The organism is Pseudomonadota bacterium, assembly GCA_039024915.1.
Classification (GTDB): Bacteria; Pseudomonadota; Alphaproteobacteria; order Rhizobiales; family MH13; genus MH13.
In genome coordinates this window covers 487,207-501,163 of the sequence record JBCCPK010000001.1, presented here as the reverse complement: position 1 = coordinate 501,163, position 13,957 = coordinate 487,207, and the positions used below count along the sequence as shown (strand labels likewise).

Genomic DNA, 13,957 nt, shown 5'->3' with positions numbered 1-13,957 from the left:
TGGAGCAAGCTGTCAGGCCAAGGCACCCTTCGCAGTATCGACCAGCGCGTTAAAGGCGGCAGGTTCTCGAACGGCCAGATCGGCGAGGACTTTTCGATCAACCTCGACGCCAGCCTTGTTCAAGCCATTTATAAAGCTGCCATAAGTCATGCCGTGCTCACGGGCTGCGGCGTTGATGCGTTGGATCCAGAGCGAACGGAAGGTCCGCTTTTTCGTACGGCGGTCTCGGTAGGCATATTGATTGGCCTTTTCGACTGCCTGCATGGCGACGCGGATCGTATTTTTGCGCCGTCCGTAGTAGCCTTTGGCTCGCTTGAGGACTTTCTTGTGGCGAGCGTGGTTGGTTACGCCGCGGGAAACGCGAGACATTGTGAATTCTCCAAACTGATTAGGTGGGCGGCGTTAGCCGTTCGGCAGGAAGTGTTTGCGGACAACCCGGGCGTCTGGTTCGGCCATCACCATGGTTCCGCGGGCGTTCCGAATGAACTTGTTTGTCCGCTTAATCATCATGTGCCGTTTGCCAGCCTGCGCAACCTTAACCTTGCCGGTCGCGGTCAGTTTGAAGCGCTTTTTCGCGCCTGACTTGGTCTTCATCTTGGGCATTTGCTCATCTCATGTTGGCCCGAGCGGAAAACTGCGCGGGCGATTAGGACGCTGCTTGATTACCATCTAGCTTGAGCGGTTCGAGCGAACACGGCAGCCCAACACTGGCCGGATCGCTGACAACGACATGCATATAGCGAAAGCAGGGAAACGGGGCAAGGGGTTGAAAACGGCTCATCAGAAACCCGATCAGATGGGGTGCACGAAAGGTCGTACGAAGCGTCGATGCATTTGCGGCGTGACGGTGCGGCGGTCGTGCTTGCCGATGTGGGAGCGGATGATGCTTTGGCGTTAGGTCAAGCGGGCAGTGTTGCTTCGGTTTCCGTCGGTATTGACGATCAGCGATCCGCGCGCAGTGAGTTTCCGGCAACCGGATCGAGTTTCGCGGTGATGGACGTTATCGACAACTGTTCCAATGCTGAGTTTTGAGGGTGGATAGTTACGCCCGCGCATGGGCTCGAAAACAATGTTGTAACCAGGCGATCCAAGCAGTAACCGGTCCCCTAGCGGTCATCTGCCCTAACAGTTGACACATTTACCAAGGCACGTCGGCTTGGATTGCTCGAAGCCTTCCATCAGCTATAAGCGTTACCTAGCCGCGACATAAATTCTCTCTTACGTCATCGGCAGCCGTAGCAAAATTCAGTCAAGCCATTCGGAGATCGAGCGTCCGTTCGGCAAAGTGAGAAGGCAAGCCGTCAATGGCAAAAACAGCGTTGGTGTGTGGTGCAGGTGGCTTTATTGGTGGCCATCTGGTTAAGCGTTTGAAACAAGAAGGTTTCTGGGTCAGAGGCGCTGACATTAAATTCCATGAGCACGCCGAGACGGAAGCCGATGACTTTGCGCTTGGTGATCTGCGCGACCAACGGTTCGTCTCCCAGGTTGTCGACCGCAGATTTGACGAGGTCTACCAACTTGCTGCCGATATGGGCGGGGCCGGATATATTTTTACCGGCGAGAATGACGCCAACGTCATGCACAACTCAGCGACGATCAATCTGAACGTCCTCGACGCTTGCTACAAACGCAACATCAAGCGCGTCTTCTATTCGTCGTCCGCCTGCATGTATCCCGAGCATAACCAGCTCGATCCCGATAACCCCAACTGTGCCGAAGATAGCGCATACCCGGCTAATCCCGATAGTGAGTATGGCTGGGAAAAGCTCTTCTCAGAGCGCCTATATCTCGCCTACAACCGCAATCATGGCATGCAGTGTCGTGTGGCGCGCTATCATAATATTTTCGGCCCCGAAGGCACTTGGACAGGGGGCAAGGAGAAGGCGCCTGCTGCCGTTTGCCGAAAGGTGGCCGAAGCGCCGGACGGCGGCAATATCGAGATATGGGGCGATGGTCTGCAGACACGCTCATTTCTGTACATCGATGAGTGCATTGAAGGCACAACGCGTCTGCTGCGGTCGGACTTCGAAGGTCCGGTGAATGTTGGCTCCGAAGAGATGATTTCGATCAATGATTTGGCGCGCATGGTCATCGGCTTCACCAATAAGTCTCTACAGATCAACAACGTACCCGGCCCCGAAGGCGTTCGTGGCCGAAACTCGGACAATCGCCTGATCGCGGAGAAGCTGGGCTGGAAACCTCAGTTACCTTTGGCAGTTGGCATGCAGAAGACCTACAATTGGATTTCCGCCCAAGTGCTTCCGCAGCAGGACCGCGACGCAGCGTGAACCACCGTTCGATTAAGCACGTCAGCATTATAGGTTAGGTAATGCAGGCGAGGCGCAAGGTTGCGATCCTATATCACTTCATGCATCCAGACGATGTCGTCAGCGCGCAGCATCTGGATGGGCTTGCCGAGGACCTTACAGCCCAAGGTTGGTTGGTCGAGGCGCTACCGTGCAACCGCGGATGCCGCGATGAAACCAAAACCTATCGCCGCCATGAGGTGCATAACGGGGTTACGTACAACCGAGTGAGCCGCCCCCGTTTCCGGCAGGCGTCCTTCTTTGGACGGCTCGCGAATTCCTGTTGGATGATCGCCAAATGGACCGGTTTGGCCCTTCGCCCACAGAGCCGGAGGCCTGATCTCGTCATTGTAGGAACAGACCCGATGTTCGGTGCTCTCGTGGCGATCCCGCTGCGGCTTCTCGCGCCAAACATCAAGCTGGTTCATTGGTGCTTTGACTTGCACCCGGAAGCAGCGGAAGTGTCGGGTACGGTCGCTCAAACTTCCGCAGCGCTCAAAGCTGTGAAAGCCGCAATGCGCATGGCTTACCGCAGGTATGACGCCATCGTCGACATTGGCGTGTGCATGCGGCGCCTACTGAGGTTGTACGACCACGGTGCGCGCGAGCTCGAGCTCACGCCATGGGCGCTGGTCGAGCCGGAGCAGCCCACTAGCCAAGACGCAGAGGTTCGCCGCGAGCTTTTCGGAGACGCCCGAGTTGGCGTCCTTTATTCCGGCAATTTCGGCGAAGCGCACGACCATGAGCAGATATTACGCCTTGCGCGACGGTTGAGGCATCGACCCGATATCCATTTTTGCTTCGCAGTCCGAGGCAATAGGGCGGATGCCCTTAAAGCGGCGGTGACTGAAGAGGACACCAACATCTCGTTTGCCGGGTTCGCGCCAATTGAGATGCTTGAGAAGAGGCTGGGGAGCGCTGACATCCATATGGCCAGCCTCTTCCCGGAATGGTCCGGCGTTGCCGTTCCGTCCAAGTTCTTCGGTAGTTTGGCGACGGGCCGGCCGGTGCTCTACGCGGGTCCGCAGGACAGCGCGATCGCCAATTGGATTGATCGCTACGATATAGGTTGGACACTGACACCGGAAACGCTTGATCTGGTGGCTAGCCAGCTGGAAGAAGCCTCAAACCATCCAAAAACCTTGGCCAGTATCCAGCAGCGTTGCTTTGAAACCTACCAAACACAGTTTTCGCGCGCTAAAGTTACCGGCGAATGGAACAGGCTTGTTGAGGCGAGCTTGGCAGATTGAGACAGGCATCACCGCCTTTAGAGCGTCGTCAATAATTCCAGGGCAAGCAGCGCTCCAGATCGTGTGTCCTTGCTGCCGCTCTAGTCCTCATCGTGCTCCGGGCCGTCATTTTCGGGCTCGACTTCACCCTTGACGTCGATCTTGCCGACCATTTGCGGGATGGGCGCAAGAACCATCATCATCTGACGGCCTTCCATTTTCGGATGCGCCTCGACCTTTGCGTAGTCTTCGGTCTCATCCTTCACGCGCATGAGAACGTTCATGCCCAGCTCTTGGTGGGCCATTTCGCGACCCCGGAACCGCAACGTGAATTTCACCTTGTCGCCTGTGTTGAAGAAGCGGCGCGCGTTGCGCATTTTCACATCGTAATCATGGATGTCGATGTTGGGCCGCATCTTCACTTCTTTGACCTCAACGGTCTTCTGCTTTTTCTTCGCCTCGGCAGCCTTCTTTTGCTGCTGATATTTGAAGCGCCCAAAATCCATGATCTTGCAGACCGGTGGTTGGGCGTTCGGTGAAATCTCCACCAGGTCGAGACCAGCGGCCATCGCGATCTCAAGAGCTTCACTGGTATCGGTCTCACCGCGATTGTCACCGTTTTCATCTATGAGCTGGACGGTGGGGACGCGGATTTTGTCGTTTGTGCGAGGGCCTTCTTTGACAACGGCTTGACTACGGTGCGGACGGCGAATGGCTTTGTCTCCTTGAACGTTGAATGATGGGATGCAGTTTGTGCCGCATGGAACGCCCGCTTGCAAGCAGTCCTGCGACCAAAAATACACCTTTGAAGCGTGTGGTCTGATCAGCTGCCTGATGCGGCTAAGCGTTCGTAAACGGCGAGAGTAGCAGATCGCATGGCGCTGAGTGAAAAATGTCGCCGCGCGTGCTCGCTTGCCCGCTTGACGTGGGCATCGCGTGCAGCGGGCGCAAGAGTAAGCGCTTCGGTGATGCCTTGAGCCAAAGCCGACGCATCGTTTGCAGTGACGTGCCAGCCTGTCCGGGCTGTTTCGGGAACATTGGGGGGTGCCATGACCGTTTCCCCAACAGCACCGAGTTGCGAAACAACCACCGGAACGCCGGCGGCCTGCGCTTCCACTGCAGCCCGCCCAAAGGCCTCTGGCCGAATTGATGGGACGATACACACATCCGCTGAGGCGAGCGCTCGGGCTGGATCGGCGTGGCCCACGAAATGCACGCGATCGGTCAAACCGTGTCTTTCGGCTCGTTCTTCGAGCGTTTTCTTGTAGCCGGCTCGCCCTTGATCATCACCACACAGGACAAGGTGGGTGTTTTCGTCGAGCAGTTGAAGCGCTTCAATCGCCACGGCCTGCCCCTTCCATTCGGTCAGCCGGGCAATCTGGACAATCGTCCGTGCGTTGGCCGGCAGGCGCCAGTCATAAGGCTTCGCATGCCCATCGAACTGACCGAGGTCTGTTCCTCGGGGAATGGTAACAAGCTGACTGCGGGCGAACGGATAGACCTTGGCGATAGACGCTTCTGTGAACTTTGAGTTCGCAACAACGGCATCTCCACGCGCCATAACCGAATTATACCACCGCTTGGCGGCGTTCTGGCCCCTATAAGCACCATGGTAGGTCGTTACGAATCTGGCTCCGACCAAATGCGCAGCGATCAACCCGGACCAGGCCGGCGCACGGCTTCGAGCGTGAATGATCGAAATGTTCTCACGCCGACACAGCCGAGCGATCCGGACTGCGTTTGCAAGGATAACAAGCGGATTTTTCGATTTGACCGGCAAGGTCCGATGGTGAGCTTCGGCTGGCAGCTCTTGCACCATGCGTCCGCCCTCGCTGACGACCCAAGCGCCTTTCCGCGCCTCGACCAGGGCGATAGCAATATCAATCGTCGTGCGTTCGGCTCCGCCGGTCTCAAGTTCGGGGATGAGTTGCAGTACACGCATTTTACGCGGTCGGGGCGCTGGCTTGGACCATGCGGCCTGCTATACCGACGATCGACAGATGTGCAACGGGCTTGCTCCTTATGAACGCTGAATCGAAGCCGCAATTCTTGGACCGGCAAACGCATCAACTTGCTTTCCACGGCTTAAAGGGCAGCGGGCCAACGCTGGTTTGGCTCGGCGGTTTTCGCTCAGACATGGACGGCACGAAGGCGCTGGCCTTGGAGGCCTTCGCGCGGCAGCGGCAGCAGGCATGTTTGCGCTTTGATTACGCCGGACACGGAAAGTCGACCGGTGCCTTCACGGACGGAACCATCAGCTCGTGGGCCGATGACGCACAGGCGATGATAAACGCAAAAGCGGCCGGCGAGGTTGTGCTGATAGGATCATCTATGGGTGGATGGATCGCGCTGCTTCTGGCTCGTGATGCCGCCCTTCGCGCCAAACAGACAAACGTCCCATCGCCGATCAAGGGGCTCGTTCTGCTTGCGCCAGCGCCGGATTTTACGCAAACACTGATGTGGCCACGCTTCACTGAGGATCAGCGCCAAACCATTCTTTCTACTGGACAGCTGTCTCAGCCAAGTCCGTACGATGATGAGCCAACGATTATCACCCACGCCTTGATTGAGGACGGAAAACAAAACCTCGTTCTCGATGGCACGATTGAGACGCAGTGCCCGGTTCGGATCATTCAGGGTGTTGCGGATCCCGATGTGCCACACACACACGCGCTCAAATTGTTTGATGCACTGGTGGGAGAGAATGTGCAGATGACCCTGATCAAGGACGGTGACCATCGGCTGTCACGCCCGGAAGACATCGAAGTCTTGAACCGAACCCTTGAGGCTCTGATGCACAACATCGGCACCACGGCAGGCGGAACTTTACTCTAGCGAGAAAATCTCTCCGTTTGCCGCATGTGCATCGTCCGCATCGTGCGTAACGAGTATGACCGGCAGGTTTCGCGCTTTGGCGTGCTCAAACACCAAACGGCGCATGTCTTCGCGTAGGGCAACGTCGAGTTTTGAAAAAGGCTCGTCGAGGAGCAGCGCGCGGGGTTGCGAAAGTAAGGTGCGTTGAAGCGCAACGCGCGCTGCTTGGCCTCCCGACAGGGTCGCGGGATCACGTGGACCAAACTCTTTCAGGCCGATTGCGGCCAAGGCGTCTTCGGCAAGTGCCTGACGCGCTTTGCGGCCCTTTGCAGCGGTACGCGGAATGGCGAGCATCAGGTTCCCGCAGACAGACAAGTGCGGAAAAAGCAGAGGGTCCTGGAAAAGAAGGCCCATACGTCGGGTCTCCGCAGGCAGAGCCAATACGTTCTGTGCGCCGAGCTTGGCGCTACCGTGCAGCTTGAAGACAGGAGCCAGCGAGCCGGCCAGAGCGTGAAGCAAGGTCGATTTGCCTGACCCGGACGGCCCCATGACCGTCAGCACGTGGCCGCACTCAATGCGCGCGGTCAACTCCAGTAGACTACGGCCGTGAAGGCTGACCGACAGCTTATCGAGTACCAAGGCCTCCTGCGTCTGGGCCATCCCCCTCATCGGATGCACCTTTCGAGGTTCCGCTGATCGTATCGCGCGCTGAGAGCCAAGGGTATCATGCGATCTGCATGCCCTTGCGTTTGCGTGCGACGAAAGCCGGCAGTGCCAACGCCATCCAAAATGCGACGAACGGCAGGACAGACTGCAGCGTGGCAGCGACTGCTAACGCGCGCCGATCTCCGCCCGCGGCAAGTGCGACCGCTTCGGTGGTCAGTGTCGGAACGCGACCAGCGCCCACCAGCAGTGTAGGCAAGTACTGACCAATTGAAACCGCGATGCCGATCGCCAGAGCTGTCAGGATCGGTGCGATCATCATAGGCAGACGAACCTGAAAAAGCCTGCGCCAAAAACCCAGCCCGAGACCGGAAGCGACCTGAATCACTCGGCGGTCGAATCGACGGTAAGGGTCTGCGAGCGAAAGGAACATGTACGGTAGCACAAAAACCAGATGCGCCATCATAACCGAAACAATCATGCCGTCGGCGCGCAGCACGATGGCAAGGAACTGCAGGCCAAAAAGAAACGTCACCTGTGGGATAAGCAATGGCAAGTAGAGGATCAGAAGCGATCGACTGCCGCCCGTTCGACCTGTCGCAAACTCAACCTCGAGGCAACCGATTATAAGGATCGCGGCAACCAGTGTGGGCACGAGGGCGATGAGCATGGATGTCTGAGCGAGTTCAAACCCGTCCGATCCCATCTGCATCCACGCACGCAGACTCCAACTGGATGGCAGTGTGTCGGGAAATCGCCACGGCCCAGCGAACGACCAGACAAGCAACAGGGCCAGCCCGGCCGCGATGGCAAGCATCGGGACAAGCGGAACAGCCAGCGCCAGCGCTTGCCAGCCTTTGCCACCCCGGCCCGACCGAATCCCAGACGTTGCAAACAGCTCCCAAAGTCGCCCCAAAATCTTCTCGGCCGCGAACCATATCAAGAGAGCCGACACCGTCAGAGCGAGTTGAACAAGGGCCCCTGCAGCAGCCATAAAGCGCGAAGTCAGATCGGGATCAGACGCCCAGTCAAGGATGCGGACAGACAACGGAGCTGGTGTTGTCGGACCCAAAATGATGGCCACATCGGCGACCGATGAGGCATACGCAATGACCGCGAAAACCGGAAGTCGGATGAGCTGGTAGAGTTGCGGCGCAACTGCCAGGGCAAAGCCCATGCCTCGCCCATAGCCAATCGACGTCATCACCATCTGCCGTCTGCGACCATCAAGTGCTGGGAGCGCCGCTAAAGACATTAGCAAAATGAATGGCATCTCCTTCGCCACCAGGCCGGCTGTCATCGCAAGGCCGAGCGGGTCTTGAATGATCAGCAGGTCGGGTGGGCGCGTAAGACCGCTAAGCTCTGGCGAGATAAGCCTGAACAGAAAGCCTGAAGGCGCGATTAGAAAAGCCAAGCCCACGGCCGCAGCCGCGTGCGGGACTGAAAGAAGCGGCGCTATGAGCCGCCGAACGGCGGCCAATGCGGGCGTTCCCCAGGTTGCAGCAAGCAGGACAAACGTCAGAACCAGAGCGATCAGTGGGCTGAACAGACCGACCAATGCGCTCAAACCAATCGACTTCCAGATGCCAGGTTGGGCGAAGACGTCGCGCAGTGGCTCCAACGACAGTGTATGACCACCGAGGGCGGGGAAGAAACCGAAAGCGGGGAGGGCAGCGCCTGCCAATCCAACCAGAACGGGAAAAACCAAAAGACCGATTGCTGCTGATGGCGCGAGCCGAACGAGCCTTGGCAGGGCGGCCGGCATGGGTGTCTTAACCGCCTTGGTAGCGCGCCGCCCATTGCGCTTCGATCGCTTCAAGCCAACTGGTGTGCGGCTCTGAGATCGCCGGTCCCAACTCGCTGGGGCCAAGCGTGGCAACGCCGAGATCGAGAGCGCCAAAGGCTGCCTGGGTTGCGTCATCGAGAGCCTCGATATCGAGCACCGTGAAGTCGCCCCAAACTGCGGGGTCCTGTTTACGCAACTGGGCCACCGGGCTCATCAGGAAGTTTGCAACCACCATCGCGGCCTCGGGCGCGTTGGCGTTCGCTGGGATCGCCAGGAAATGCGAATTGGCAATCATCCCGTCGTCGAAAACGAACGAGCGTGTGCTTGCGGGAAACTCATCTCGCGCTACAGCGCCCGATGCTTCGGCGGGGTTGTTCGCAAATCCTATTTCAATCTCACCATCGGCGAAAAGCTGCCGCAGTGCTGCTTGATTGGCGGGGAAGGTTCTGCCCGAGCGCCACAGATGAGGATGCAGCTCGTCAAGGTACGCAAAAAGCGGTTCCAGAGCATCGTCTGCATCGGCTGCTTCAAGCGGCTCCGCAAGACGCGAACGATCATCGACCGTGTAAGCCAAAAGTAGTTTGAGGAAAGTTGATCCAAGAAAGTTCGGAGGCTGCGGATACGTGAAGCGACCCGGATTGGAGCGCGCCCAGTCTAGAAGCGCCAGCGGATTATCCGGTGTTTCTGCAATAAGGTTGGCGTCATAGTAGAAGGAGAACTGAACGGTTCCCCACGGAGCCTGAAGCCCTTCGACCGGAACCGTAAAGTCCACTGTGAGCGAAGGATTACCTTCGTCATCTACAAAGTTCCAGTTCGGTAGCCGGTCAGCCCAGCCGTCGTCATCGGGCGCGAACAGGAGCCCGGCTTCCTTAAGGGCTATGAAGTTTTCGCCATTGATCCACACCAGATCGACCGACCCGCCACTGTCTCGACCTGCTGCAGTCTCTGCCAGCACGATGCCCACGACATCTGATGTGTCGGTGACCCGAACATGCTCCAGTTCAATACCGAAGCGCGCTTCGATCTCGTCTCCAGCCCAGTCGATGTAGGCATTAATGGTGGGGTCCCCCGACCAGGCATGAAAAAACACCGTTTGGCCTTCAGTCTGGGCGACCAGCGCATCGAAATCGGCAAGCGAGGCTGCGTTTGCGGCAGGTGCGGCAGCCAACATCAGGAGTGCGGCGGCGACCCCGGATGCAGTCGGCCGGGTCCGGAAGTGCGCACTCTTGCATGCGCTGGTGGGAAAATTGGAAGACATGAATAACGGGCCTATTGAAGACAATGACGAGAGGTCGAAGCAGAAAAAACCTAAGCGGCGGGCGATAGTTAGAACCAGGACAGCGTAGGCGAAGATTGGTCGGGTTTGGCCTTCATGCCAAGCGCACGCGTCACGTGCACATCACAAACCGGTGAGAGCTCTATTTGGGAGGAAGCAGCACGGCGATCTTCGGCGAAGACCCCGCCGGGCCGATTGATGAAACTGAGGGCGTGCGTTTCGCCTGCCTGATCCATACCGCGTCACTAGGCCTGAGAGGGGGCTGCTTGCTCTACCTGATTTGCGGCGCCGGCCCGTGGCTTGCGCGTGCTAAAAACGTAGCTTCGATCCCGGCCTGCAATTCGGGAAGGCTGTTACCTTCGACTTGCGCGACCACGCAGTCGGCTGCGAGGCGCCCCGCTTCACCCAGCGACCACGATACGGTGGACAAGCCTCCAGACAACCACGACGCGAGCTGGCTGGAACCTATTCCGATGATCGAAAGCTCCGCCGGCACGCTAAGCCCCTGCTCGCGGGCAGCCATGTACAAAGCAACCACTGTACGCTCACATCCGCAAAAGACGGCCGTGGGGCGCTCCTTAAGCAGGTCGGTGGCGCGTTTCGAAAGCGATTGTGCACTCTCGGTGGCGAGCTGGGCGGTGCGCTGTTCGACGTTGAGTCGATCGCCATTCAGCAGTGAGCTTGAGAAGCTTGCGTTCCGGTTGCCCGCAGCGGCGGCCAATGTTTTGGTGTGGTGCATTTGCAAGACGTCGGGCGCGTCGCATCCGAAGTAGCCGATTGCGCTATGTCCCATGGAGGTTAGGTAGTCGACCAAACCATCAAGCACGACCGAATCACTTAAGCCCACGACAGGGATGCCTTGGTCTGTGAGGTGGGGCGAAGATCCGTAAGCGCCTGAGGCGCCAACAATCGCGGACGGTACGCTGCGCTGTGAAACCAGGTCCAGTCGTCCATCAAACGGGTTGGGGCTGTTGAAAACGAAGCCATCGACGCGCTGCTCATCCAGAAGCTGTGTCATCGCTTCGCAGGCGTGATCAATGCTGTCGGCAAGGCTCACGAGCAGGCCGTACCCGCTAGCTGCAAGATTTTCTGACAGGCTGCCCAAGAAGGCTCGGTCTACCGTCATCCAGTCAGCACCAACGCCTATGTAAGCAATCAGATCGTTGCGGCCCGTCGCCAAACGCCTTGCAGCCCTGTTTGGCTTGTAGCCAAGCTCCTGGGCGGCTTGCAGAACGCGGATGCGGGTGCGTTCGGCGATCTCGGGGTATCCGTTTAGCGCCCGCGAAATAGTGCCCTTGGATAAACCTAAGTGTTCAGACAAGGCGCGCAGATCGACCGTTTGTTTGGGGCGAACGTCCGTAGCGCTGCGCTTATCGCCGTCCAGCGGCTTTGCGTCGGCGCGAGTTTCTCGGCGGTCATGACTCATGGCAAGGCTCCTTGCCTTGAATATTGCACTCTAGGACATAATTCTCAAGATTATTTCCAATATAAGAAAAGTCGAATGCTTTCCTGCACGCATGCGGGTCCGTACCGCGGCCGTCCGGCCGCGTGGTTCGTGGCATCAACCTGCCGCGCAGATCAGTTCAGACGGTCACCACGTGGCGCAGCTGCGGCCCCCGGTACAGCGTCCGTCTCCGGCAGCTCCAATGCACTTGAGCTGGCTTGCGCTGTTCGCAGCGAGGCCGGATCGGAAAACCTCTGACTGTTCTCCACGAGGCCGATCCCAGCTAGCCCAAGAGCCAGACCAGTGAGGCAGGCTCGAAGCATGAACGGGCCAAGCCGCTTGGCAGCGGTGGAACGGGTATCTTGGGGGTCTTGCATCGGGGGATCACCAAGCAATGGGCACAGAATCAGGAGGCGCGGCACACTGGCCCGTAACTCGACCCTGCCCTGCGTCCTGTAAATTGGAAGGTAAACAAGCAGCGTTAAGGAGCCGTAACGCTCTATCGATGTGGTCAGCGCTGAGCACCCAAGGGCGGTCCAGATCACCGCGCGTGACCTTGTATCCGCTTAGCAACACAGGAAGTCTGGAGGGTCGCGGAAGCGCTGAAAACCCCACAGTACGGGGCGTCCGGCATTGACTTAACTATAGATGTGCCGATAACTCGAAGACAGTGCTGGGCTCGGGATAACGCTCGGCCTGTTGTGCGCTTGTGTGTGGTCAGTAAAGCCGTTCGCGTTTTGATAGTTTGGTGCGCTTTTAATCGCACCGAAACCTTTGACCTCTGTACTGCGCGTGCCGGGTAGCATCCTGAACTGCAGCCATTGACGAAGCCTGAGGCGAGTTTATGGGCCTATTTTCAAATTCTAAAAAGCCAAATGAACAGGGCAAGGAAGAGGAGCGCTCCGAGCAGCTTCAGGCCCTCAATTCCGCGCTGACAGGCGAGACATCTGCTGCCGAGCAGGACATAGGTCTTGAAGCAAGCGAGATGTCGCCGGTTTCCTCGCCACTGGACATCAAGTTTCGTGAGCGCAACCGTCGGCTTGATTTGCTCTCCTCAAGCGTCACCGACATCGAAGATACGTTTTCGCAGATTTCGACCCTTCTGCTGAACTCTGAAAAGTCGGCTGGTCTGCTTGCACAGTTCATCGAACAGTCAAAAATCGATGCTGAGGCTGACAAACGCATTCAGTCCGAGAACGCGAAGTTGTCTGTCGCGAATATCGAGAAAGACAACACGATTGCTCGGCAGGGTCGTCAGATCGATCAGTATGCCGGTGAGCTGCAGGTCCTCAAAGAACGCGCCTCGAAATATAGAAACGCCCTCGAGGTTGCCCGCTCTTCGATCCTAGCGATGCGCCAGCAGCGCAACGATGATCTGGACACAATTGAAGGCAAGACGACAGAGATCGCCGCTCTGGACGCCCGCATATCCGAACTCGTTTCGCAGAACGATGAGTATGCGCGCAGGTACGAAAGCCAAGAGCGCCAGATCGTTGACCTGAAAAACGATCTCGACAGCCAAAACAAGCGCGAAACCGAGTTGCGGCAGTCGCTTGCTGAAGCGAACGCGCTTCTTGAAAACGAGACACTGCGCTCGCAGAACAACGCCAACGAGCTTTCGGCGTCGCAGCGCGAACTGTCGCAATTGAATCTCGCCTTGACCGCCGCGCGCTCGGAAATCGAGACGCTGCGTGAAGAAGCAGAGTTCATGAAGCAGGCACACGAAGATGAGCGCCGGACGTTCGACAATCGTCTGTTCGGTTTCAAGACAGATATCGACAATCTGGGCTCCGAGCGACGCGTACTTCGGCAGTCGCTGAAGGAAGCGGAAAACGAAGTTCGCAGTCTCAATTCCGAGATACGTGACCTGACAGCCCAGCTTCGCTCGGTGACGGCCAAATTGGACTCGCTTCAGCGTTCAAAAGAGACCGAACGGCATGAAGCCTCGCGCGCCAATACCAAAGTCGCCGAACTCAATTTGCGCTACAACGCTGCGATCTCGGATTTGAACCATCAGCGCAAGCAGCGAGAGATTCTCGAGCAGCGTGTTGAGACGCTGATCTCCGAAAATCGCAAGCTTGAGGAATATAAGATCAAGCATGACGAGTTGATGGTGCAGGCATCAGAGTTCAAATCACTGGTTGCCGATTACCAGAAGCTGATCGCCGCAGGGCGTTCGTCGTTCCAGCCACTCTCCGAAGCTGATGCGCAAATGACCAGTGATCTCGACGACCTGCTTGGCGAAGAGGATCATCTCGACGAGTTGACCGTCGAGGAAGAGCTGTCGCTTGACCGCGACCGTCTGCCCGACAATGTCGTGTCACTGACCGAAAAGCCGGAAGATCGTTAGATCGGTCTTTCGAGCTTGACGTGGTAACTGGTGGTAGCCGACCGCGACCCTTGCTCGAACTCCGTGTGATCGCGGCCTGTGCCTTGTTT

The 13,957-nt window shown here is 57.8% G+C and carries 14 protein-coding genes; 5 read left to right on the top strand and 9 right to left on the bottom strand.

The genetic code is table 11. The annotated features are described in order from the left end of the window. Positions 1-12 precede the first annotated feature (12 nt). The gene (gene rplT / locus AAF739_02390) at positions 13-369 is read right to left on the bottom strand and encodes a 50S ribosomal protein L20 (protein MEM6381497.1); all 357 of its coding nucleotides are present in this window, start codon (positions 367-369) and stop codon (positions 13-15) included. Positions 370-402: 33 nt separating this feature from the next. Continuing rightward, positions 403-603: a 50S ribosomal protein L35 gene (gene rpmI / locus AAF739_02385; GenBank protein MEM6381496.1), complete on the bottom strand. Its 201-nt coding sequence runs from the start codon at positions 601-603 to the stop codon at positions 403-405. 225 nt (positions 604-828) lie between these two features. Here rpmI and AAF739_02380 point away from each other — a divergent pair, with 225 nt between their 5' ends. The 3 genes from AAF739_02380 (at position 829) to AAF739_02370 (ending at position 3,556) form a co-directional block, all read left to right on the top strand. Next, complete coding sequence (locus AAF739_02380; protein MEM6381495.1) at positions 829-1,032, top strand: hypothetical protein; 204 nt, start codon at positions 829-831, stop codon at positions 1,030-1,032. A gap of 272 nt (positions 1,033-1,304) precedes the next feature. Then, positions 1,305-2,288, top strand: coding sequence for an NAD-dependent epimerase/dehydratase family protein (locus tag AAF739_02375; protein ID MEM6381494.1), 984 nt, complete (start codon positions 1,305-1,307; stop codon positions 2,286-2,288). 41 nt (positions 2,289-2,329) lie between these two features. Next, complete coding sequence (locus AAF739_02370) at positions 2,330-3,556, top strand: glycosyltransferase family 4 protein (GenBank protein ID MEM6381493.1); 1,227 nt, start codon at positions 2,330-2,332, stop codon at positions 3,554-3,556. 80 nt (positions 3,557-3,636) lie between these two features. Here the strand turns inward: AAF739_02370 and infC are convergent, their stop codons facing one another. Next, positions 3,637-4,248 (bottom strand): translation initiation factor IF-3, encoded by a 612-nt coding sequence (gene infC, locus AAF739_02365; GenBank protein MEM6381492.1) that lies wholly within the window; start codon positions 4,246-4,248, stop codon positions 3,637-3,639. A gap of 110 nt (positions 4,249-4,358) precedes the next feature. Next, the gene (locus AAF739_02360; protein MEM6381491.1) at positions 4,359-5,477 is read right to left on the bottom strand and encodes a glycosyltransferase family 4 protein; all 1,119 of its coding nucleotides are present in this window, start codon (positions 5,475-5,477) and stop codon (positions 4,359-4,361) included. An 80-nt stretch (positions 5,478-5,557) separates the two neighbouring features. Between AAF739_02360 and AAF739_02355 the strand changes: the two genes are divergently transcribed. Continuing rightward, complete coding sequence (locus AAF739_02355) at positions 5,558-6,370, top strand: alpha/beta hydrolase (protein MEM6381490.1); 813 nt, start codon at positions 5,558-5,560, stop codon at positions 6,368-6,370. Here the strand turns inward: AAF739_02355 and AAF739_02350 are convergent. From AAF739_02350 to AAF739_02330, 5 genes are all read right to left on the bottom strand, one after another. After that, positions 6,362-7,018 carry an ATP-binding cassette domain-containing protein gene (locus AAF739_02350; protein ID MEM6381489.1) on the bottom strand — a complete coding sequence of 219 codons (657 nt, stop codon included), beginning with the start codon at positions 7,016-7,018 and terminating at the stop codon, positions 6,362-6,364. The two genes, AAF739_02355 and AAF739_02350, sit on opposite strands and share 9 nt — an antisense overlap. 55 nt (positions 7,019-7,073) lie before the next feature. Next, a complete protein-coding gene (locus AAF739_02345; protein ID MEM6381488.1) occupies positions 7,074-8,777 on the bottom strand; it encodes an ABC transporter permease in 1,704 nt (567 codons plus the stop codon). 7 nt (positions 8,778-8,784) lie between these two features. Continuing rightward, entirely contained in the window at positions 8,785-10,056 is a 1,272-nt protein-coding gene (locus AAF739_02340; GenBank protein MEM6381487.1) for an ABC transporter substrate-binding protein, read from the bottom strand. A 289-nt stretch (positions 10,057-10,345) separates the two neighbouring features. Beyond that, positions 10,346-11,500 (bottom strand): LacI family DNA-binding transcriptional regulator, encoded by a 1,155-nt coding sequence (locus AAF739_02335; protein ID MEM6381486.1) that lies wholly within the window; start codon positions 11,498-11,500, stop codon positions 10,346-10,348. Positions 11,501-11,652: 152 nt separating this feature from the next. Continuing rightward, positions 11,653-11,895: a hypothetical protein gene (locus AAF739_02330; GenBank protein ID MEM6381485.1), complete on the bottom strand. Its 243-nt coding sequence runs from the start codon at positions 11,893-11,895 to the stop codon at positions 11,653-11,655. A gap of 467 nt (positions 11,896-12,362) precedes the next feature. Here AAF739_02330 and AAF739_02325 point away from each other — a divergent pair, with 467 nt between their 5' ends. After that, positions 12,363-13,868: a hypothetical protein gene (locus tag AAF739_02325; protein ID MEM6381484.1), complete on the top strand. Its 1,506-nt coding sequence runs from the start codon at positions 12,363-12,365 to the stop codon at positions 13,866-13,868. Positions 13,869-13,957: the final 89 nt, after the last annotated feature.

What these genes read in the sequence shown, in the direction of transcription:
- AAF739_02375 (MEM6381494.1), top strand. Translation starts at nt 1,305, where the DNA reads ATGGCAAAAACAGCGTTGGTGTGTGGTGCAGGTGGCTTTATTGGTGGC.
- AAF739_02360 (MEM6381491.1), bottom strand. Translation starts at nt 5,477, where the DNA reads ATGCGTGTACTGCAACTCATCCCCGAACTTGAGACCGGCGGAGCCGAA.
- AAF739_02370 (MEM6381493.1), top strand. Translation starts at nt 2,330, where the DNA reads ATGCAGGCGAGGCGCAAGGTTGCGATCCTATATCACTTCATGCATCCA.
- AAF739_02350 (MEM6381489.1), bottom strand. Translation starts at nt 7,018, where the DNA reads ATGAGGGGGATGGCCCAGACGCAGGAGGCCTTGGTACTCGATAAGCTG.
- AAF739_02380 (MEM6381495.1), top strand. Translation starts at nt 829, where the DNA reads ATGCATTTGCGGCGTGACGGTGCGGCGGTCGTGCTTGCCGATGTGGGA.
- AAF739_02325 (MEM6381484.1), top strand. Translation starts at nt 12,363, where the DNA reads ATGGGCCTATTTTCAAATTCTAAAAAGCCAAATGAACAGGGCAAGGAA.
- rplT (MEM6381497.1), bottom strand. Translation starts at nt 369, where the DNA reads ATGTCTCGCGTTTCCCGCGGCGTAACCAACCACGCTCGCCACAAGAAA.
- AAF739_02345 (MEM6381488.1), bottom strand. Translation starts at nt 8,777, where the DNA reads ATGCCGGCCGCCCTGCCAAGGCTCGTTCGGCTCGCGCCATCAGCAGCA.
- rpmI (MEM6381496.1), bottom strand. Translation starts at nt 603, where the DNA reads ATGCCCAAGATGAAGACCAAGTCAGGCGCGAAAAAGCGCTTCAAACTG.
- AAF739_02330 (MEM6381485.1), bottom strand. Translation starts at nt 11,895, where the DNA reads ATGCAAGACCCCCAAGATACCCGTTCCACCGCTGCCAAGCGGCTTGGC.
- AAF739_02335 (MEM6381486.1), bottom strand. Translation starts at nt 11,500, where the DNA reads ATGAGTCATGACCGCCGAGAAACTCGCGCCGACGCAAAGCCGCTGGAC.
- AAF739_02355 (MEM6381490.1), top strand. Translation starts at nt 5,558, where the DNA reads ATGAACGCTGAATCGAAGCCGCAATTCTTGGACCGGCAAACGCATCAA.
- AAF739_02340 (MEM6381487.1), bottom strand. Translation starts at nt 10,056, where the DNA reads ATGTCTTCCAATTTTCCCACCAGCGCATGCAAGAGTGCGCACTTCCGG.